Genomic DNA, 18555 nt, shown 5'->3' with positions numbered 1-18555 from the left:
ACCACCGTTTGATGGACGCTAAAATCATCGGTTTTTCAGTCCAATTTAATCTTGGCCGGTCGCGCTCGATTGCAGGTCGAAGCGCATAGATTCGGGTTAGTTTACAGTCAATGCTGGTTCGCGGGGCCGGATAGACTCAATTAATGCCTGTCGAAAAACTCGATAATTGCAGGTCGAGGCCATTTCGATTGCAGGTCGTTACCGTTATCCTTCGCGCCTCTTTTTTTGCCCGTTATCAGGATCGCTCCCATGAAAGACTCACTGGTCGAATTAATCAGCAAAGTCAGCTCCGGCTGCATGGGCGATGACGAAATCGTGCGTATTGCCGATGAAGCCGCGCAGGCGTATGCCGACCCGCAGGCTTTTCTGGCCGCCAACCCTGAGATCAACTACGACGACACCTTTCCGATTCCGTTGGGCGAATGGGTGGTGGTGGGCAGTCTGCCGGAAACCGTGCTGTTCCAGGCCGACAGCTATATGGACCTGTTCGAGCAGATCGTGCAGTCATTTGGCAAGGACGTGACGTTCAACATCAAGTCGAAACAACTGGCCAAGGTAGAACCACTGGTAGCGCTCAACCGGATTCAGATTCAATTGAGCAGCATGAACAAGGATATGGGCGGCTATGTGCTGATGAACTTCAGCCAGCCGCTGGATGACGAACTGCAAGCGGTGCTGGTATATGGCCGTGACGAGGCGCGGGTGCTTGAACTGGCAGCGTTGGCCGGCATCCATGCCGCACCCGCGCTACAGGCATTGCGCGGTTAACCCAGCGCCGTGTCGAGAAACATCATTACCGCGAAGCCGCCCATCAGGCCGAGCGTCGCCGAGGTCTGATGGCCGTTGCGGTGGGTTTCCGGGATGACCTCATGGGACACCACGAAGATCATCGCACCTGCCGCCAGCCCCATGCTCAGCGGGTAGGCGATGGCAAACCCGCTGGAAATACCCAGGCCCACCAGCGCGCCCAGCGGCTCCATGAGTCCGGAACCGATGGCCACCAGCATCGCCTTGAAGGCTGACAGGCCGGTTGCGCGCAGGGCCAGCGCAATGGCCAGACCTTCGGGAATGTCCTGAATGGCGATGGCGGTGGTCAATGGCAGGCCGACATTCATGTCGCCGCTGGCGAAACTGACGCCAATCGCCATGCCCTCAGGCAGGTTATGCAGGGTGATCGCCAGCACGAACAGCCAGACCCGACTGATTCGTTCTGAATGAGGGCCCTGACGGCCCACGCTTTCATGCTCGTGCGGGGTGAACTTGTCCAGCCCGAGCATTAACAGCACACCCAGGCCTAGACCGGTCACTACCGTCGCAGCTGCCCAGGGGCCGCTGTCGGTTATGCCCCTAGCGGCCTCCAGCCCTGGCAGTATCAGCGAGAACGAGCTGGCAGCCAGCATCATGCCAGCGGCAAAACCGAGCATGATGTCCTGAGCGCGTTGCGAAACGTTGCGCAGGGCGACCGCCATGACTGCACCCAGCGCCGTTGCCAGGAAACCGGCCGTGCCGCCCAGCAATGCATGATTGAAGTTGACCTGGCTGGTGCCATAAAAGGCATTGTAAAGACTGATGCCGCCGAGGCCGACGACGATCAGCAGAGCAAGGGCGAAACCCAGGCTCACCAGCGGGCTGCCCTGAAGATGGTTGAACCATGTCACCCAAGGCGTTCGGGGTTGTGCGGGCGTTGGCATGAAGACGGCTACCTGTGTGAGGGTTGAACGCGATAATGAATGAAAAGCAAAGTCGACCCCGGTTGGGAGCCCGAGAATATAAGGTTGGTTCAACGGAACCCCCGAACGGCGCAACTATCCTAGGAAGGTAAGCATTCAATTAGGGGCAACACCATGGGTTCTAGCTTCAACGGCCTGGTCGGCTTGATCATTCTGGCGCTCGATATCTGGGCCATCATCAATGTCTTGAAAAGCGGTGCCGAGACCGGCAAGAAAATTCTCTGGGTATTGTTGATCGTACTGTTGCCTGTTGTGGGCCTGATCATCTGGGCAATCCTTGGACCGCGTGGCAACGTGCGAATCTGATACGCCGCCAGGTTGTCAACGAACGCTTGATTACCGTGGGTAATCAGGCGTTTTTCGTTCATGGGCCAAGGCATTTGCAAGCAAGACGCTGCACAGAGGTTCGACCTGTCATGTTCCTCGACGTAGAATGCGCGCCTTTGTTGTGGGCGGTCGGCCGTCCTGTCATCAGTACCCAGCGGGAGCTTACCCATGAGCGATTATCAGGAAACGTTATACGAAGGCTACGGCCAGCGCTTTCGTATGGAAAAAATGCTTCACGAAGTGCGTACCGAACACCAGCACCTGGTGATCTTCCAGAATCCGCGCATGGGCCGCGTCATGGCTCTGGACGGCGTCATCCAGACCACTGAAGCTGACGAGTTCATCTACCACGAAATGCTAACCCATGTGCCGATTCTGGCTCACGGCGCAGCCAAGCGTGTGCTGATCATCGGCGGCGGCGACGGCGGCATGTTGCGTGAAGTCGCCAAGCACATGAGCGTCGAACACATCACCATGGTCGAGATCGATGCGACCGTGGTCGAGATGTGCAAGGAATATCTGCCCAATCATTCCAGCGGTGCCTTTGACGATTCACGTCTGAACCTGGTCATCGACGACGGCATGCGCTTTGTCGCGACCACCGAAGAGAAATTCGACGTGATCATCTCTGACTCCACCGATCCGATCGGCCCGGGTGAAGTGCTGTTTTCAGAGAACTTCTACCAGGCCTGCCATCGCTGCCTGAAAGAAGGCGGCATTCTGGTTACCCAGAACGGTACGCCTTTCATGCAGTTGAGCGGTGTACAGACCACGGCCGGGCGTATGAACGGTCTGTTTGCCGACTGGCATTTCTATCACGCAGCCATCCCGACCTACATCGGCGGTGCAATGACCTTTGCCTGGGGCTCGACCGACAAGAGCTATCGCAAACTGCCGCTGGAAACCCTGCGTCAGCGTTTCTCGGGCAGCGGTATTGTTACGCGTTATTACAACCCGGAAGTCCACATCGGTGCGTTCGCCTTGCCGCAGTACGTTCTGCAGGCCGTGGGCAAGGCCAGCAACGACTGATCAATCGATCCGGCGTCACCGGCCGGGTCGCCCTGAACGCTGCCTGAGAGGCGTTCAAGCGCGCAACCGGCGACAGAAATTTCACACTTTTTGTCCCAGAATTGCGCGCGAAGCTGAACAGGCAGGCGTATTCATGGGCCGCCCCGGCCCCTGGCGACCTGCAATCAAGTAATATCTGCGCCCTGTCGTACGCCGCCCGCCCTCGGGGAGGGCGGTGCTGCACCCTGAACCTACCCCTGAATCCACCGGATCCTGACAACCATGGCTAAAACGGACGCCCAGATTCATCGGCAAGCCCGCCTGCTAAACCCGACTGTCAAGTCGCATCTGGCTTATATCCTGCTCAGCGGTTTCGCTTTGATGGTGATGTACACGCTGTTGCGTATCGGTCTGCTGGTCTACAACCGCGAGATGATTGGCGACACGCCAGCCTCGACATTCCTTGAAGCACTCTTCAACGGCACGCGTTTCGACCTGCGCCTGACCGTGTATCTGCTCATTCCGCTGGTGCTTTCGCTGTTCAGCGCCCGGGCCATGGCGGCACGCGGGTTCTTCCGGTTCTGGCTGACCCTGGTCGGCAGCATCACGCTGTTCTTCGGCTTGATGGAAATGGACTTCTACCGCGAGTTTCACCAGCGCCTGAACGGCCTGGTGTTTCAATACGTCAAGGAAGACCCAAAGACTGTCCTGAGCATGCTCTGGTACGGTTTTCCGGTGGTTCGCTACCTGCTCGCCTGGGCAATCGTGACTTGGCTGTTGAGCCTGGTGTTCAAGGGCATCGACCGCCTGACGCGGCCACGCCTCGTGACGACGAAGGGCACCCAGACGGTCAGCACAATTGCGCCGTGGTACATGCGCGTTGGCGTTTTCGTGCTGGTATTGCTGGTTATGGTGGTGTGCATCCGTGGCACCCTGCGCCAGGGCCCGCCGCTGCGTTGGGGTGACGCTTACACCACCGATTCCAACTTCGCCAATCAGCTGGGCCTGAACGGCACACTGACCCTGATTACGGCGGCCAAGAGCCGTATGTCCGAAGATCGCGACAACATCTGGAAAGCCACGCTGCCACAGGCCGAGGCGCAACAGACTGTGCGCGACATGCTGCTGACCCCGCATGACAAACTGGTCGAACCGGATATTGCGGCTGTGCGTCGTGACTTCACGCCACCGGCAGAGAACACCTTGCCGATCCGCAACGTGGTCGTGATCCTGATGGAAAGCTTCGCCGGTCACTCGGTAGGCGCGCTGGGCAACGATGCCAACATCACGCCGTACTTCGACAAGCTGTCCAAGGAAGGCCTGTTGTTCGATCACTTCTTCTCCAACGGTACCCACACCCACCAGGGCATGTTCGCCACTATGGCGTGCTTCCCGAACCTGCCGGGCTTTGAGTACCTTATGCAGACGCCAGAGGGCAGCCATAAGCTGTCGGGCCTTCCGCAATTGCTGAGCGCGGGTCGCAACTACGATGACGTCTATGTCTATAACGGCAACTTCGCCTGGGACAACCAGTCGGGTTTCTTCAGCAACCAGGGCATGACCAACTTCGTCGGTCGCGAGGACTTCGTCAATCCGGTGTTCTCCGATCCGACCTGGGGTGTTTCCGACCAGGACATGTTCGACCGTGGCGCCCAGGAGCTCAAAGCCCGTCAGGACGGCAAGCCGTTCTATGCGCTGCTGCAGACCCTGTCCAACCACACGCCGTATGCGTTGCCGGACCCGCTGCCGGTCGAGCGCGTGACCGGGCACGGCTCGCTGGATGAGCATTTGACCGCCATGCGTTATGCCGACTGGGCGCTGGGTCAGTTCTTCGAGAAGGCCAAAAAAGAGCCTTACTACAAGAACACCCTGTTCGTGGTGCTGGGCGATCATGGTTTCGGCAATGACAAGCAACTGACTGAAATGGACCTGGGTCGTTTCAACGTGCCATTGCTGCTCATCGGGCCTGGTGTACAGGAGAAATTCGGCCAACGCAGCAGCATTGTCGGCACACAGGTCGACGTGGTGCCAACCATCATGGGCCGTCTGGGTGGCCTGAACCGCAACCAGTGCTGGGGCCGCGATCTGCTGAACCTGCCGGAAGGCGACAAGGGTTTTGGCGTGATCAAGCCGTCGGGCAGTGAGCAGGTGGTCGCGATCATCAGCGGCAACCGCATTCTGATCGAGCCGACAGAAATGCCGGCCAAGCTGTTGACCTACACGCTGGGTGCCAAGCCGTCTGCCGAAGAAGTGCCTGACGCACCTGACACGCAGGAGCTCAAACGCAAGCTGGAAAGCTTCCTGCAGACCGCCACCAAGAGCCTTCTGGACAACACGGCCGGTGTCGAGGCCAGCAAGAACCGTAACTGACCATGACTGACTTGTCCGGGTAACCGGCAAGTCGGATCAGCAGCACACAAAAGGCCCTAGGCATCCATTGCGAGGGCCTTTTGTTTTGCCCGTCATCGTGGGCTTTCCGGCGTAATCCGTTGGAACGAATGCGTGAGCCAAAAGGTCCAGATCACATAAGCCAGAGTGCCTGGCTTCGTTCTGGAGGCATTGATGAAACAGTGGGCCATTTCGTATCTGGACAAGGATGGTGTGCAGCAACTCCGTGAGGCTGGTTTTGACGAGCGTCCCAGTGAGGAGGAGGCCGCGCGTTTCCTGCGCAAGGACCTGTATCCAGTCACCGATGAGCTGGATCTCAATGATCTTGACGGGCGCACCGACGAGCCTACGGTGAAAACGCTCAAAGACCATAACAGTGTGCGGATCATTTCCATTACAGAAGTTGCCTGACCTGCGGTGATTCAAAAAGCTTTTCGTGGCAACCACTTGGCATTCGGCCCACGATGGGTCTACTCTGCAGACGAGGCTGTTCAAACGGCCTCTGACATCTCGATACCGACCTGTGCCAAGCCTGGTCTGGTCAGCTACATGCTTGATTTCCCACGCCGGATTATCTGTCGTGCGGCGGCCCCCGATGTTTCGGCGGTCGCTGTGGAAGAGTTGAAACTCTATCTATCGTTGTATAGGAGGATGTTTCATGAGCACAGCCTATCAAGAGGACATCAGCAGTAACGTACTGCGCCGCATGAAAGAAGGCGGTTTTGATTTCGCACGAATCTATCCCATCGAGTTTTACGCCATCTTCCCGGACGAGGAGCGGGCACGGCAGGCCGCAGAGCAATTTCGCGGTGAATCCCTCAATACTCAGGTAAACGTACGTGATGACGGTAACTGGCACTTGCAATTGAGCAAAGTGATGTATGCCACTTATGACGGTATCGGTGATTTCGAGCAGGACTTTCAGATGGTGATTTCACCCATGGACGGTGAGGTCGAAGGTTGGGGTGTCACTCAGGAGATCAGAAGACTGCACGCTTGATGGCTTTTGATTGCCAGGTAACACATTACCGGCTGATTCGGGATACGTTCTGGATCGGCCGGTTCTGTTTTCGGTTCACGCTCATAAACAGTGGTCAAAAAAAAGCCACTCAAACGAGTGGCTCAAAGGGAAGTCTGTTTAAAATCCGCACGCGTTCTTCGCCGCTGGACAAAATAACGGTTAGCGCAAAAACGGCGTTTGGTGCCCTGTTTGCTCGGTTGCTGTGGAGTGTGGCGAACTAATGTTGTTGGCGGAAATCAACTCTGACTATGCTGATCATAGATTTCACGGTTGAATGACGCTTCCGAATGAGGCGCGAAATAATCGGCTTGGGCGTTTAGTGCACAGGAATGGTGCGTAGAACGTCGAGTGTTTACCTAACCTTTTGAAATCAAAGCGTTTATGCCGGTGGCACGGGCTTTGCGATGGTCTTGGTGTCCATGGTGACAAGGAGTACGGCATGATCCGCACCTTTTATGACGAGATGTACGATGCTGGCGGTGTAGTCCGCCCGCACTATCGGGAGTTCGCCCGCTGGCTGGGTGATACGCCTCCCGAGCTTTTGGCTCAACGCAGGCGCGAAGCCGATCTGCTGTTTCACCGTGCCGGTATCACGTTCACGCTCTATGGTGATGAGCAGGGCACCGAGCGGCTTATTCCTTTCGACACCATCCCGCGCAGCATTCCCGCCAGCGAATGGCGCGTTGTCGAGCGTGGCTGTATTCAGCGCGTCAAGGCGCTGAACATGTTTCTGGCGGATCTTTATCACGACCAGCGGATTATCAAGGCCGGGATTATTCCTGCCGAACAGGTGCTGGCCAATGAGCAATATCAGTTGGCGATGCAAGGCCTGAACCTGCACCGCGATCTGTATTCGCATATTTCCGGCGTCGATCTGGTCCGCGACGGTGATGGCACGTATTACGTGCTGGAGGACAACCTGCGAACCCCGAGCGGCGTGAGCTACATGCTCGAAGACCGCAAGATGATGATGCGTTTGTTCCCGGAGCTGTTCTCGGCCCAGCGCATTGCACCGATCGATCACTATCCGAATCTGTTGCTCGACACACTCAAGAGTTCCAGCCATCTGGACAACCCGAGTGTCGTGGTGCTGACGCCTGGGCGTTTCAATAGCGCCTTTTTCGAGCATGCGTTTCTGGCTCGCGAGATGGGGGTCGAGCTGGTTGAAGGTGCCGATCTGTTTGTCCGCGATGACCGTGTGTTCATGCGTACCACCGACGGCCCGAAAGCCGTTGACGTGATCTACCGTCGGCTTGACGATGCATTCCTTGATCCGCTGGCGTTCAACCCTGATTCCATGCTGGGCGTTCCCGGACTTCTGGCAGCGTATCGCTCCGGCAATGTGGTTCTGGCCAATGCAATTGGTACCGGCGTTGCCGATGACAAGTCGGTTTATCCGTATGTCACCGACATGATTCGCTTCTATCTGGACGAAGAGCCGATTCTCAAGAACGTACCGACCTGGCAGTGCCGCAAGCCGGAAGAGCTGTCACATGTGCTGGCCAACCTGGGCGATCTGGTCGTCAAGGAAACCCAGGGCTCCGGGGGCTACGGCATGCTGGTCGGCCCTGCAGCGACCGCCGCCGAGATCGAAGCCTTCCGGGCGCGTCTCAAGGCCAAGCCACACGCGTACATCGCCCAACCCACCTTGTGCCTGTCGACCTGTCCGACCTTTGTCGAAAATGGCATAGCCCCGCGACATATCGATCTGCGCCCGTTTGTTCTGTCCGGTCGCGAAACCCGCGTCGTACCTGGCGGGCTTACCCGAGTGGCCTTGCGTGAAGGCTCACTGGTGGTCAATTCGTCACAGGGTGGCGGAACCAAAGACACCTGGGTGGTCGAGGATTAAGGATGCCTGCCAATGTTAAGTAGAACTGCCTCTGATCTTTTCTGGATGTCGCGTTACCTGGAGCGAGCGGAGAACCTCGCCCGAATGCTGGACGTGAGCTATTCACTGTCGTTGATGCCGCAGGACGGGCGGGGCGACGGGCTGGATGAAATAGCCATGCCGTTGCTGATTACCGGAACGCTGGAAACCTACATCGAGCGTCATGGTGAACTGCATGCCGAGCGCATGCTGCATTTCTTTGCCCTGGACGCGACCAACCCGGCCAGCATCTATAGCTGCCTGGGTGCCGCAAGGTCCAGCGCGCATGCCGTGCGCGGGCGTATTACTGCCGACATGTGGGAGAACACCAACTCCACCTGGCTGGAAATTCGCGGCATTGCTCAACAGGGCCTGACCCGTTACGGCATGAGTCGCTTTTGCGAGTGGGTCAAGGAACGTTCGCACCTGTTTCGTGGTGCGACCTACGGCACTATCATGCGTAACGATGCGTTCCGGTTCATTCGTCTGGGAACGTTCATCGAGCGCGCTGACAACACCATGCGCATGCTCGATGCCCGCTACGAGATGCTTGAACTGCGTGGGCCACAGGCCAATGCCGCAGCGGACAACTCGGCTGCCGGGTACTACCAGTGGAGCGCCTTGTTGCGCGCACTGTCCTCGTTCGAGGCTTACACTGAAGTCTATCGGGATGCGCCAGGTGCGCGTCAGGTTGCCGAATTGTTGCTGCTGCGTGCCGACATTCCGCGCTCGTTGCGCGCCTGTCTGGAAGAGATGGACGTCATTCTGGCCAGTCTGCCCGGCGTCAATGGCCGACCTGCGCAGCGCATGGCCGCCGAGATGGACGCAAGATTGCGCTACACCAGTATCGACGAGATTCTGGACGAGGGCCTGCATGAGTGGTTGAACGAATTCATTCCAATGCTGGCCCAACTGGGTGATGCCATCCACACTTCGTACCTGGAGGCTGCATGAGACTTTCCATAAGCCATGAGACCACCTATCACTACGATGATCAGGTGCGTTCAAGTATCCAGTATCTGCGCCTGACGCCTCACGACAGTGAGCGCCAGCAGGTGCTCAGCTGGCAATTGACGTTGCCGCGCCCGGTGCGCGCGCAGATCGATCCTTTCGGCAATATTCTGCATGTCCTGAGCCTGGAAGAGCCGCACGAGGCGATCATCATCGGCGCGCGCGGGCAGGTGGAAATCGACGAAACCCGCGAAGCCGAGCACGAAAGCCAGTCGGCGTTGCCGTTTTTGCGCGTTACCCGGCTGACCGAGCCTGACGAAGCGATTCGCAGTTTCGCGGCCAGGGAATGTCGCAAGCGCGCTGACCGTAGCGCATTGATCGACCTGATGCAGGCGCTCAACCAGCACATGACCTACACGCAGGGGGCGACCGAAGTCGACACCAGTGCCGCTCAAGCCTTCGCCGGACGCTCGGGAGTCTGTCAGGACCACACCCACGCCTTCCTGGCCTGCGCCCGCAGTCTTGGGGTGCCGGCACGTTATGTGTCCGGTTATCTGTGCAGCGAAGACAGCGAACATTTGTCCAGTCACGCCTGGGCCGAAGCCTGGATAGACGACGCCTGGTACAGCTTCGATGTCACTAACCAGCTGGCCATTCCCGAACGTCATTTGAAGCTGGCGGTAGGGCTGGACTATCTGGATGCTTGTCCGGTGCGCGGCATGCGCCGTGGTGGCGGGTCTGAACAGATGCACGCCAAGGTCGTGGTTTCACCCATGACCGGTACGCCAAAAGTGAAAACCCGAGTGCAGGTCCAGGCGCAGCATCAGTAGCGCGTAAGCACTGATCTGCGCGTCACTGAAATGGCCGGAATTGAATCTCCGGCCATTGCTTATTCAGCGGGGTCGTCGGTGATGCTGTAGAGCGCGTTGTGCAGCTCTTCGTAATTACCGCCATTGATGACGCTGAAATAGCCCGCCGCCCTGAGCTTTTCCTGAGCCTTGTCGGCTTTGCTGTCGGTGCTGCTGAAAATAACGAATACCGCATTGCGGTCGTTGAGCACCTGCTTCATCTGATTAACCAGCCGCCGGTCATCGACCCGTACTGCATTCAATACTGTGCCGGCGTCATAGTCGGTCTGGCTGCGTACATCCATCGCCAGTTTGCCTTCCTTGAGCGCAGCCACCGCTGCAGCCTGATCTACCATGCCCGCGTGGGCTGCGAAGCTGCTGACAAATGCAAAAACAGCAATCCATTGGCGCATAGGCGCATCTCCTTCAGTCGAGTGGAAAGAGTGGCACAGTTACACACTGACCGAAAGCGTGTCAGATCAGCCGAACAACCTGTTCAGGTTAGGCACGATCAATAACAGCGCAGTGGTAAAGAGGATTAATCCCGCCTGACGTACTTTGGAGTGTTTGAACTTGAACATGGCTGACCGCCTTTTGTTGTTATTCCTGTGCGACAGAAGCAGGTCGATTCTGCAACGTAGAGAGTCGACTGCTGGCAAGGTTGCGCGTTGAACAGGTGGGCCCGGTCATTTGACCGCTGGCCCGTGCGCTGAAAGGATTTTGCGCGCTTCCTGTTACAGATTTAACAATAGAGCCGAGGTGCCCCACGCCTTAGAACGGTTGGGAATTTAAACGTCTACTTATCCAACTTAATGTTATCAATCAACCGCTCGCCAGAGGCACAGGCCTTTGCTAGACGCTTCATTCACATCGGTCAGCTTTGCACCGTTCGTCTGGGTCAGACTTTTCCTACGCGCATTAAACCTCCGACAGGGCGCGGGGTGCTGCTTGATTTGCCGAAGCCTTCAAGGCAGGCTCTGCCCGTGCGCTATTGCCTCATCATTGCTTCAGGGCCTCTTTTATGTCTTTACGCATCTGTATTCTGGAAACCGACAACCTGCGACCGGAACTGGTCGGGCAATATCAGGGGTACGGGCGGATGTTCGAATTGCTCTTCGCTCGCCAGCCGATTGCTGCAGTATTGACCGTTTACAACGTGGTGCAAGGGGACTATCCACCTACAGACGAGCAGTTCGATGCTTATCTGGTGACCGGCAGCAAGGCAGACTCATTTGGCACCGACCCGTGGATTCAGACCTTGAAAGCCTATCTGCTGGGGCTGTATCAGCGCGGCGAAAAACTGCTCGGTATCTGCTTCGGCCACCAGTTGCTGGCCTTGCTGCTGGGCGGCAGGACCGAGCGTGCCGTACAGGGTTGGGGTGTCGGTATTCATCACTATCAATTGGCACCCGCCAGACCGTGGATGACGCCAGCAATGGACAAGCTCACGTTGCTGATCAGCCATCAGGATCAGGTGACCTCGCTGCCCGAGAACGCAACAGTGATTGCGTCCAGCGAGTTCTGTCCATTTGCGGCCTACCATATAAATGATCAGGTACTGTGTTTCCAGGGCCATCCCGAGTTCATTCACGAGTTTTCCCGGACCTTGCTTGATCTTCGTCAGGAAGCGCTGGGCGAACAGGTTTACCGGCAGGGTGTTGCCAGCCTGGATCACGAGCATCATGGGGCGACGGTGGCAGAATGGATTATGCGCTTTGTGGCGCACAAGCCGGAAAAACAGTCTGTCTGACCCGGCGCATGGCTGTTTGAACGGTAATGCAGTGGCGGTGCTATAGCCAGCCGGAGCGCTTGAAGCTGGCGAACAGCGCCGTACACCCGCCCAGAATGACGCCCAGCACGATGAAGTAGCCGTATTCCCACTTGAGCTCCGGCATGTTCTCGAAGTTCATGCCATAGATGCCGGCAATTGCGGTTGGAAAGGCCAGAATCGCTGCCCAGCCAGCAAACTTGCGCTGCACGATGCTTTGCCGCGAGGACTCCAGCAACAGGCCGATTTCGATTGTCTGGCTGGCGATGTCACACAGGTTGCCCAGGTCTTCCATCTGCCGCTTGACGTGGATTTCCACGTCGCGAAAGTAGGGGCGCATGTTCTTGTCGATGAACGGGAAACTGAGTCTCTGTAGTTCTTCACCCACTTCCACCATCGGCGCTACATAACGGCGCATGCGTAACAGGTCGCGGCGCAGGGCATGAATGTGCTGGATGTCGGACTCGCGCAACGAACCACCAATGACGCTCTGCTCCAGTTGCTCAAGCTCGGCGTGGATGGCTTCGGTCACCGGCTGATAGTTCTCGGTCACGAAGTCCAGAAGCGCGTAGAGCACGAAGTCTTCGCCGTGTTCCAGCAGCAGTGGCCGTGCTTCGCAGCGCTGACGCACCAGCCCGTAGGACTTGGAGTGGCCGTTGCGCGAGGTGATGACGTAGCCTTTGCCGGCGAAGATATGGGTTTCGATGAACAGCAGCTTGCCATTGTCGCGTACTGGCGCGTAGGTCACGATGAACAGCGCATCGCCAAAGGTTTCCAGCTTCGGACGGCTGTGAACCTCCATGGCATCTTCAAGGGCCAGTTCATGCAGGTTGAACTGCTCTTTCAGGCTGGTCAGTTCCTCGTTGCTGGGCTGTTCCAGACCGATCCAGACGAAATGATCGGGTTTGGCGGCCCAGGCGGCACCCTCATCAAGGGTAATATCGCGGACTTTCTTGCCTTTGCTGTACACCGCTGCTGCAACAACTCGACCCATGGCGCTATCGCTTCTTCAATATGTCAGTGGCGCAAAAAACATGCGCGGTAGCTGATCAGATTGATCAAATGCGTATGAGTTCGCCGGTAAACAAAAGCCCGCACGCGCGGGCTTCGGTTGGGTATCACAGCATGTGTTGCCGATCCTGCTCGATAGCTGCAGCCAGTGTATCGAGCAAGGCTTTTCTGACCTTGAGTTTGGTCTTCTTGTGCGCGCTCATGTTGATCTTCTTCAGCTGTGCAGCGACCGCAAGTGCGGTGCCTTGCAGTTCTTCGACGCTGACCACCTTGTCCAGAAAACCAGCGGCCATCGCTCCTTCAGGGTCGAACATTTCGGCGTTGATCACCGAGCGATTAAAGGCTGATTTACGTAACCGGTCACGCGCCAGTTCGATGCCCGCGTGGTGCATGGTCATGCCGATCTGTACTTCGTTCAATCCGATACTGAATGGCCCTGCGACACCGATTCGATAATCGGCGGACAGCAGCAAAAAGGCACCCTTGGCAACGGCGTGGCCGGGGCAGGCGACAATGATCGGGTAGGGGTGCGACAGCATTCTGCGCGCCAGGGTAGAGCCCTGAGCAACCAGATTGATCGCCGCTTCGGCGCTCGAGGTCATCACCTTGAGATCGTAGCCGCCCGAGAGAATTCCGGGCTGCCCTGTGACGATCACGATTGCCCGGTCCTGTTCGGCCTGATTCAGCGCAGCATTGAACGCAACGATCACGTCCGGGGAAATGGCATTGACCTTGCCGTTGTTCAGGGTCAGCGTGGCGACACCGTCGTCCAGATGGTACGAGACCAGATCACTCATGACGTGATTCCTTTATTGAAGTGAGCAGACGTTACTCACCCATAAGGAACAGGTAAAGCGCTGACTGCTGAGTCAGTCGGTAGATCGCCAATCAATGGCCGATTTACCCTCAAAGGCGGCTCGGGTCACGGCTGGATATCATTGAAGCCGCAATATTCTTCCCAGTCCATGCCCAGCGCCTCGGCGACCTGGCGGTGTGCTTCAAGGCGCATGCTTTGCAACTGCTCGGGCGACTCGGCAATCAGTTCCAGCGCCAGTTCCCAGGTCTCGATGCCCTGGCTCTCGGCTTCGTCTTCAAAAGCCCACTGTAATTGCTGCTTTTGCTCTTTCGGGCTCAACGCGCTGATTTCGTCCTTCAGGGTCGGATGGGTCGCGAGGTATTTCGCCAGCGCGGCCTCGTTCCACTCAAGTGTATTCATGCGGGGTTCCTCAAAACGGTTCGATAGCCCGGCCGCTTTTCAGGGCAGGGGGCAAGACGGCGTGATTGTGAGGGAGCACGTCATTGATGTCAGCACCCGGCCGCAATAATCGCTAGAGTGCTCAGACGAATGTATTGATCCTTCACTCAGGAGCCTATCGAGATGATTAAAGTCAGTGTGCTGTATGCGTATGAAGAGGGTGCCCGTTTCGACCACGATTACTATCGCGACAAACACTTGCCGCTGGTGCAAGAGCTGATGGGCAGTTACTGCAAAGGCTACAGCGTTGACAGAGGTATTGGCGGAGCAACGCCGGGCTCGGCGCCTCGGTACATCGGCATGTGCCACATCTATTGCGATTCCATTGAAGACTTTGAAGCCGGCATGGGGCCGCATTCAAAGCAGATCAATGCCGACATCATCAACTACACCGACCTGATCCCGGAGATACAGATCAGCGAAGTGCGCGCCGATGTGAAAACCGCGCCATAGGTTATCGAGCGGCGTCCTGGCGAGCCGCTTGTTTTTTTGAAGACATGCCACCCGACGGATCAAAGCACTGGCTGTCGTAACGTGGGCTCTGGCACTGCGAAGGGATGTTCGGCGGTGGCGGGCGGTTTCGTTGATACGCCTTGTAGCGTTCCGTCTCGTATACAGTCACATGGGTGCGGCCGCTGATCTTCAGGTATTCAGTGGCCTTGAGATTGGTCTGGTGAACATAATCGAGAGGCTCATCCTCGCGCCGCATGTTTGGCGGGCCCTGGCGCTGCAGCGCGCTCTGTGCAGCGTTGTCACAGGGGATCGACGCATAGCTCACCTGTCCCTGCGGTGATGTGCATTTGAAGATCTCGCCGTACGCCGTGCCTGCACCCAGTAGCGCTGCCACTGCCAGCGTGATTGAAAGCCTTTTCATGGTTCTCTCCTTGCATGGCGCAAGGCTACCATTTGCCTCTGAACGCCGCCATATCCTCTTGCTGCAAGGCCCCGTTCGTCAGACATATCGCACGGCTATGTTGATCCGCTTTCTGACTATCAGGTTCTGAATTTAACCAGTGGAGGCTCATATGACCGGCATCAAGCCAGGCAGCAGCAACGACGACAAGAATGATCCGGGTTTTGACGAAGAGTCACCGAAAACCCAGGACCCGCAAATCGATCCGACCGAGCCCGCCAAGACTCCAGCCAGTGACAAGGGCAGCAAGGATGATTACCCGCCGTACACCCCAGACAAGTAACTGAGCGACTGCCCTCGGTAAACACCGAGGGCGGTTTATCTACCTGTCTGTATTATTTGTTTGCGTCCAGGTATTCGAGCAGGTCTTCCATTCGCTCATCGTTACCCATCCACCACAGTTTCATCCGCGTGCCAGGCACCACTTCGCCTGGGTCCTTGATATACGTGCGCAACTCTTCACGCGTCCAGACCAGTCCCGAGTTTTTCATTGCGTCGGTATAAACGTAGCCTTCCTGTTGCCCTGCCTGACGGCCAATGATGCCGTTAAGGGGTGGGCCAAACGCGCTGCGTGCAGAAGGGCCGATCTTGTGACAGCCGGAGCAGAGGCGGGTAAAGACTGCTTTTCCGGCCTCTGCATCACCTGCGCCGTAAGCCAGCGGTTGCAGTGCCAGCGCCACTATGAATAAGGCAGTTTTTATCATCGATATCCCACAGCGCGTGCGGCCGCCTGGTCAAAAGCGACGAATGTTAGCGCAATTATCGGAGGTTCACTTGCTGGCCGGGATCTGGCTCGACAGTTCGTCGAAGTCACGCTTGTAACTCGCCATCTCTGCGGCACTGACGAAGCTCTGTTCAAGAACCAGTTTCCTCGCTCCTGTTTCGATGGTGTCCAACTGGTGAAGGAAGCGCTTCTTCTTTCTCGCCTCCATCCGTGCGCCAGCCTCATCGATAGCCGTGCGTAGCTCAGTTGCTCGCTGGTTTACGAAATCCTGGCCTCGACGATCAACGGTGAGCCCGTCGTTTTCGACATAGCCCTCCAGCCCGGTTTTCTTCAACACCAGCCAAAGTGCCTGATCCGGCGTGAACGTACCCTTGAATTTCTTGACCTTTCTGCTGCTGTCAGCGCCCAGGTCGACGGTAACCGGGCAGCCGGATCTATGCGCCAGTTGTTGCAGCGCCTCATCCAGGCGTTGTGAAGGCATGTCATACGCCACTGGCGTCATCTGACACGCAGCGAACGCGGGAGCAGCCGCCAGACACGCAACGGCGATGAGCAGTTTTTTCAGGGTATTTTTCATGATTGCAGGGTTTCATCCGGGAGGTAGGGCTTGGAAATCGTTTTCTGTATGATGTTCCCTGTCTGCCCGACGCTTGCTTGAGCAGTCGTGTCCCTGATGTCTCTTGACCCATGCCAGACGCTGCATGCTCAAATCGCAGACAAAGAAAAGCCCGCGATGGGGGGTAGCGGGCTTAAGGTCTTGCTGGGAATTGAGTTAACAATAAACCCGCGAACGTGAAAAAAGCGTGAACTGCCGGATACAATTTACAAACAATTCAAATCAGGGCTCGCCGTCCCAGTAATCGAGGTTTTCCGTGGTCCGCTGGTTGGCAGTGAACACTCGGGTTCCCTGCACTGAAACCATCGCCTGATACTTCCCCGAGTCCGGGTATTCACAGACCTCCGGCGTTTCCCGGGTGCTGATCGACAGGTACTTCAGCGGCGCCTGCGAGGTGTTGATTATCTGATGAGGGTATTCGGAGCCAGCCGGGATAAACACGATGTCACCCGTCCTGATCAACAGCATCTCGCCCGCAACACGCAAACTGCCTTCGCCCTCGATGATCACGAACATCTCTTCCTGCACATGATGAAAGTGATAAGGGCAGGAGCGCTTGCCCGGCGCCACCACGTCAATCGACGCCCCCAGCTTTTGCGCTGCCGTGCCTGTGCCCAGGCGGGCTGCCGAGCTTTCATAGAGAGGTTCACGAACTTCATGTTCGAGTGGAGCCTCATTGAAATTGCGAATCAGACGAGACGCCAGCTCACGTGCGCGTTCATTCATGTCGGTTGAGGCTCGGGGAGTTCAGGAGAGGGTACTTTAGACCAGACGGCGTGATGCGTTGCAGGCAGTTGCCTTGATCAGTAAAAACAGTCCCAGACATTAGCTACAAAAAGCCCCCCGCGCCGCGTGCATCCGTTGCGCAGCTCGGAAACCTATTCGCCTGAAACTCGTCTACACTTCACATCACGATTTGGCCCTTTGCAGAGGACGCACCATGTTTTCAAAACCCGATATTCAACGCGTTCTTGAAACGGCCTTTCTACCGTCAAAGTGCGAGTGCGTCGTCGCGTCGGACGAAACCTTTTCCGTGAAGCTCCTCCACCCCGAGTCAGGTGATATCCAGCTGTATGTAAAGGGGCTGTCCTTGTCCGAGGTAGAGAGCAGCCGATCCATCGCGCGTCTGGTGCTTTCGCTGAGGGAACAGAGAGATCTGATGGGGCTGATGGATTTGTCCATGAGGCGGATGGCGTAGGGGGTGGGGGCGGATTTTGATTGCGATTGTTTGATTGCATTCAGATAGTCGTATCGTTTCCAGGCTTATCGTGGGCATCCGGCCATGTGGCGTCTGATAGCTGCTTTTTTAAACGTCAGAAAACGCAAAGCCCCTGAATTCTGTTCAGAGTTCGGGGGCTTTGCGTTTTATCGAGATGGCGGTGAAGGAGGGGGTTCAAGTAGCCGTAAATGGCGTGGTGCGATCCCAAAGTGTCTATCCTAGGTGGTCCATCACCAAGACAACGACTCAATGCTTTCCTGAGAAACGAACCATGAGACGGGCTTGAGGTTGGATTCCCTCACATAACGAAAGCCGCGGTGCTCGCGGTTTGAATAAACAACATGATGCATAACCATCGGCGCCCGATGACAGGAGTCGCATGTGCGAATGGGTCCTCAAAAATGATGGAAACTGCAATCACGGCACCAGCAGTAATGCCCGTCTTTACCTCAGTTCATACAGCCGCAGAGGCGTTGCCGTTTAGTGAACTATGCTGGAAGAGGTTCGAAAAGCTCACCAGCATGGATTTAGAAAAGGCCTGTACGGCGTTCCTCGCCGGAGGCTGGTGGGCGAGGATTGATATGTTCTAAATCGCCTTTGCAATGTCGGCTGGATTGCGTCGAGTCGCAGGCGTCTCCGCTTGGGCTTGAATCTGCCGGTGGCGCCCGACCGCTATCGGCCAGAAGTAGTCGTTCGAATTCGTCCGTTTCACTCCTTGCCTCGTGAACAAAGACCGTCGTAAAACTCAGAAGGTAGCGCGACAGCTAGCCGGTGACAGGCTACGGCGTTTCTCAAGGTAGTTGTCGCGTCCACCGCGTGCTACGCGACCTTTACCACCACAGTCAGCTCCCTTTCAGGATTCAGATACACCGTCCCTATCGGGTTCCAGTTGCGTGTTTCTCCCGTCCA

The 18555-nt window shown here is 56.9% G+C and carries 22 protein-coding genes; 13 read left to right on the top strand and 9 right to left on the bottom strand.

The genetic code is table 11. The features are described 5' to 3' along the window. Positions 1-249 precede the first annotated feature (249 nt). Positions 250-768: a hypothetical protein gene (locus RGM3321_RS08550; protein WP_244392603.1), complete on the top strand. Its 519-nt coding sequence runs from the start codon at positions 250-252 to the stop codon at positions 766-768. Here the strand turns inward: RGM3321_RS08550 and RGM3321_RS08545 are convergent. Next, positions 765-1691, bottom strand: coding sequence for a ZIP family metal transporter (locus RGM3321_RS08545; protein ID WP_244392601.1), 927 nt, complete (start codon positions 1689-1691; stop codon positions 765-767). The two genes, RGM3321_RS08550 and RGM3321_RS08545, sit on opposite strands and share 4 nt — an antisense overlap. Positions 1692-1844: 153 nt before the next feature. On the opposite strand from RGM3321_RS08545, the gene RGM3321_RS08540 reads away from it, so the two are divergent. The 8 genes from RGM3321_RS08540 (at position 1845) to RGM3321_RS08505 (ending at position 10122) form a co-directional block, all read left to right on the top strand. Beyond that, positions 1845-2036: a PLDc N-terminal domain-containing protein gene (locus tag RGM3321_RS08540; protein WP_002552853.1), complete on the top strand. Its 192-nt coding sequence runs from the start codon at positions 1845-1847 to the stop codon at positions 2034-2036. 189 nt (positions 2037-2225) lie between these two features. Then, on the top strand, positions 2226-3086 hold the full coding sequence (gene speE, locus RGM3321_RS08535; RefSeq protein WP_244392599.1) for a polyamine aminopropyltransferase: 861 nt from the start codon (positions 2226-2228) through the stop codon (positions 3084-3086). Positions 3087-3347: 261 nt separating this feature from the next. Next, positions 3348-5435 (top strand): LTA synthase family protein, encoded by a 2088-nt coding sequence (locus RGM3321_RS08530; protein WP_244392597.1) that lies wholly within the window; start codon positions 3348-3350, stop codon positions 5433-5435. A gap of 192 nt (positions 5436-5627) precedes the next feature. Next, entirely contained in the window at positions 5628-5864 is a 237-nt protein-coding gene (locus RGM3321_RS08525; protein WP_002552856.1) for a hypothetical protein, read from the top strand. A gap of 247 nt (positions 5865-6111) precedes the next feature. Then, entirely contained in the window at positions 6112-6453 is a 342-nt protein-coding gene (locus RGM3321_RS08520) for a ribonuclease E inhibitor RraB (RefSeq protein WP_002552857.1), read from the top strand. A 460-nt stretch (positions 6454-6913) separates the two neighbouring features. Beyond that, positions 6914-8323: a circularly permuted type 2 ATP-grasp protein gene (locus RGM3321_RS08515; protein WP_002552858.1), complete on the top strand. Its 1410-nt coding sequence runs from the start codon at positions 6914-6916 to the stop codon at positions 8321-8323. 12 nt (positions 8324-8335) lie between these two features. Continuing rightward, positions 8336-9295, top strand: coding sequence for an alpha-E domain-containing protein (locus RGM3321_RS08510; RefSeq protein ID WP_244392594.1), 960 nt, complete (start codon positions 8336-8338; stop codon positions 9293-9295). Next, positions 9292-10122, top strand: coding sequence for a transglutaminase family protein (locus RGM3321_RS08505; RefSeq protein WP_002552860.1), 831 nt, complete (start codon positions 9292-9294; stop codon positions 10120-10122). The genes RGM3321_RS08510 and RGM3321_RS08505 overlap by 4 nt, the downstream gene beginning before the upstream one ends. Before the next feature lie 59 nt (positions 10123-10181). Here the strand turns inward: RGM3321_RS08505 and RGM3321_RS08500 are convergent, their stop codons facing one another. Then, positions 10182-10553, bottom strand: coding sequence for a rhodanese-like domain-containing protein (locus RGM3321_RS08500; protein WP_244392592.1), 372 nt, complete (start codon positions 10551-10553; stop codon positions 10182-10184). Between the two features lie 608 nt (positions 10554-11161). Here RGM3321_RS08500 and RGM3321_RS08495 point away from each other — a divergent pair. Next, a complete protein-coding gene (locus tag RGM3321_RS08495) occupies positions 11162-11890 on the top strand; it encodes an amidotransferase (protein ID WP_244392590.1) in 729 nt (242 codons plus the stop codon). A 40-nt stretch (positions 11891-11930) separates the two neighbouring features. Here the strand turns inward: RGM3321_RS08495 and RGM3321_RS08490 are convergent, their stop codons facing one another. The 3 genes from RGM3321_RS08490 to RGM3321_RS08480 form a co-directional block, all read right to left on the bottom strand. Further along, entirely contained in the window at positions 11931-12902 is a 972-nt protein-coding gene (locus tag RGM3321_RS08490; protein WP_244392588.1) for a magnesium and cobalt transport protein CorA, read from the bottom strand. A 124-nt stretch (positions 12903-13026) separates the two neighbouring features. Next, positions 13027-13716, bottom strand: coding sequence for a crotonase/enoyl-CoA hydratase family protein (locus RGM3321_RS08485; RefSeq protein WP_244392585.1), 690 nt, complete (start codon positions 13714-13716; stop codon positions 13027-13029). 125 nt (positions 13717-13841) lie between these two features. Further along, positions 13842-14135: a DUF6388 family protein gene (locus tag RGM3321_RS08480; protein ID WP_004664517.1), complete on the bottom strand. Its 294-nt coding sequence runs from the start codon at positions 14133-14135 to the stop codon at positions 13842-13844. Positions 14136-14297: 162 nt separating this feature from the next. Here RGM3321_RS08480 and RGM3321_RS08475 point away from each other — a divergent pair, with 162 nt between their 5' ends. Continuing rightward, entirely contained in the window at positions 14298-14627 is a 330-nt protein-coding gene (locus tag RGM3321_RS08475) for an EthD family reductase (RefSeq protein ID WP_244392583.1), read from the top strand. 1 nt (position 14628) lies between these two features. Here the strand turns inward: RGM3321_RS08475 and RGM3321_RS08470 are convergent, their stop codons facing one another. Further along, positions 14629-15048, bottom strand: coding sequence for a DUF4124 domain-containing protein (locus RGM3321_RS08470; protein ID WP_244392581.1), 420 nt, complete (start codon positions 15046-15048; stop codon positions 14629-14631). A gap of 151 nt (positions 15049-15199) precedes the next feature. Between RGM3321_RS08470 and RGM3321_RS08465 the strand changes: the two genes are divergently transcribed. After that, on the top strand, positions 15200-15370 hold the full coding sequence (locus tag RGM3321_RS08465; protein ID WP_244392579.1) for a DUF6021 family protein: 171 nt from the start codon (positions 15200-15202) through the stop codon (positions 15368-15370). 52 nt (positions 15371-15422) lie between these two features. Here the strand turns inward: RGM3321_RS08465 and RGM3321_RS08460 are convergent, their stop codons facing one another. The 3 genes from RGM3321_RS08460 to RGM3321_RS08450 all read right to left on the bottom strand — a co-directional run bounded on the left by RGM3321_RS08460 (position 15423) and on the right by RGM3321_RS08450 (position 17153). Further along, positions 15423-15791, bottom strand: a complete 369-nt coding sequence (locus RGM3321_RS08460) for a c-type cytochrome (RefSeq protein ID WP_244392577.1) — start codon at positions 15789-15791, stop codon at positions 15423-15425. Between the two features lie 66 nt (positions 15792-15857). Beyond that, positions 15858-16388 carry a hypothetical protein gene (locus RGM3321_RS08455; protein ID WP_244392575.1) on the bottom strand — a complete coding sequence of 177 codons (531 nt, stop codon included), beginning with the start codon at positions 16386-16388 and terminating at the stop codon, positions 15858-15860. A gap of 261 nt (positions 16389-16649) precedes the next feature. After that, a complete protein-coding gene (locus RGM3321_RS08450; RefSeq protein ID WP_244392573.1) occupies positions 16650-17153 on the bottom strand; it encodes a cupin domain-containing protein in 504 nt (167 codons plus the stop codon). A 214-nt stretch (positions 17154-17367) separates the two neighbouring features. Here RGM3321_RS08450 and RGM3321_RS08445 point away from each other — a divergent pair, with 214 nt between their 5' ends. Continuing rightward, positions 17368-17625 carry a DUF1652 domain-containing protein gene (locus RGM3321_RS08445; protein ID WP_244392571.1) on the top strand — a complete coding sequence of 86 codons (258 nt, stop codon included), beginning with the start codon at positions 17368-17370 and terminating at the stop codon, positions 17623-17625. Positions 17626-18555: the final 930 nt, after the last annotated feature.

This window comes from Pseudomonas sp. RGM 3321 (assembly GCF_022836805.1).
In the GTDB taxonomy this organism is placed as follows: domain Bacteria; phylum Pseudomonadota; class Gammaproteobacteria; order Pseudomonadales; family Pseudomonadaceae; genus Aquipseudomonas.
This window is presented reverse-complemented; position numbering and strand designations above follow the sequence as displayed.

Coding starts and splice junctions, on each gene's coding strand:
- RGM3321_RS08455 (WP_244392575.1), bottom strand. CDS start 16,388: ATGAAAAATACCCTGAAAAAACTGCTCATCGCCGTTGCGTGTCTGGCG.
- RGM3321_RS08540 (WP_002552853.1), top strand. CDS start 1,845: ATGGGTTCTAGCTTCAACGGCCTGGTCGGCTTGATCATTCTGGCGCTC.
- RGM3321_RS08520 (WP_002552857.1), top strand. CDS start 6,112: ATGAGCACAGCCTATCAAGAGGACATCAGCAGTAACGTACTGCGCCGC.
- RGM3321_RS08470 (WP_244392581.1), bottom strand. CDS start 15,048: ATGAAAAGGCTTTCAATCACGCTGGCAGTGGCAGCGCTACTGGGTGCA.
- RGM3321_RS08500 (WP_244392592.1), bottom strand. CDS start 10,553: ATGCGCCAATGGATTGCTGTTTTTGCATTTGTCAGCAGCTTCGCAGCC.
- speE (WP_244392599.1), top strand. CDS start 2,226: ATGAGCGATTATCAGGAAACGTTATACGAAGGCTACGGCCAGCGCTTT.
- RGM3321_RS08525 (WP_002552856.1), top strand. CDS start 5,628: ATGAAACAGTGGGCCATTTCGTATCTGGACAAGGATGGTGTGCAGCAA.
- RGM3321_RS08550 (WP_244392603.1), top strand. CDS start 250: ATGAAAGACTCACTGGTCGAATTAATCAGCAAAGTCAGCTCCGGCTGC.
- RGM3321_RS08515 (WP_002552858.1), top strand. CDS start 6,914: ATGATCCGCACCTTTTATGACGAGATGTACGATGCTGGCGGTGTAGTC.
- RGM3321_RS08480 (WP_004664517.1), bottom strand. CDS start 14,135: ATGAATACACTTGAGTGGAACGAGGCCGCGCTGGCGAAATACCTCGCG.
- RGM3321_RS08495 (WP_244392590.1), top strand. CDS start 11,162: ATGTCTTTACGCATCTGTATTCTGGAAACCGACAACCTGCGACCGGAA.
- RGM3321_RS08460 (WP_244392577.1), bottom strand. CDS start 15,791: ATGATAAAAACTGCCTTATTCATAGTGGCGCTGGCACTGCAACCGCTG.
- RGM3321_RS08485 (WP_244392585.1), bottom strand. CDS start 13,716: ATGAGTGATCTGGTCTCGTACCATCTGGACGACGGTGTCGCCACGCTG.
- RGM3321_RS08510 (WP_244392594.1), top strand. CDS start 8,336: ATGTTAAGTAGAACTGCCTCTGATCTTTTCTGGATGTCGCGTTACCTG.
- RGM3321_RS08450 (WP_244392573.1), bottom strand. CDS start 17,153: ATGAATGAACGCGCACGTGAGCTGGCGTCTCGTCTGATTCGCAATTTC.
- RGM3321_RS08445 (WP_244392571.1), top strand. CDS start 17,368: ATGTTTTCAAAACCCGATATTCAACGCGTTCTTGAAACGGCCTTTCTA.
- RGM3321_RS08465 (WP_244392579.1), top strand. CDS start 15,200: ATGACCGGCATCAAGCCAGGCAGCAGCAACGACGACAAGAATGATCCG.
- RGM3321_RS08545 (WP_244392601.1), bottom strand. CDS start 1,691: ATGCCAACGCCCGCACAACCCCGAACGCCTTGGGTGACATGGTTCAAC.
- RGM3321_RS08490 (WP_244392588.1), bottom strand. CDS start 12,902: ATGGGTCGAGTTGTTGCAGCAGCGGTGTACAGCAAAGGCAAGAAAGTC.
- RGM3321_RS08530 (WP_244392597.1), top strand. CDS start 3,348: ATGGCTAAAACGGACGCCCAGATTCATCGGCAAGCCCGCCTGCTAAAC.
- RGM3321_RS08505 (WP_002552860.1), top strand. CDS start 9,292: ATGAGACTTTCCATAAGCCATGAGACCACCTATCACTACGATGATCAG.
- RGM3321_RS08475 (WP_244392583.1), top strand. CDS start 14,298: ATGATTAAAGTCAGTGTGCTGTATGCGTATGAAGAGGGTGCCCGTTTC.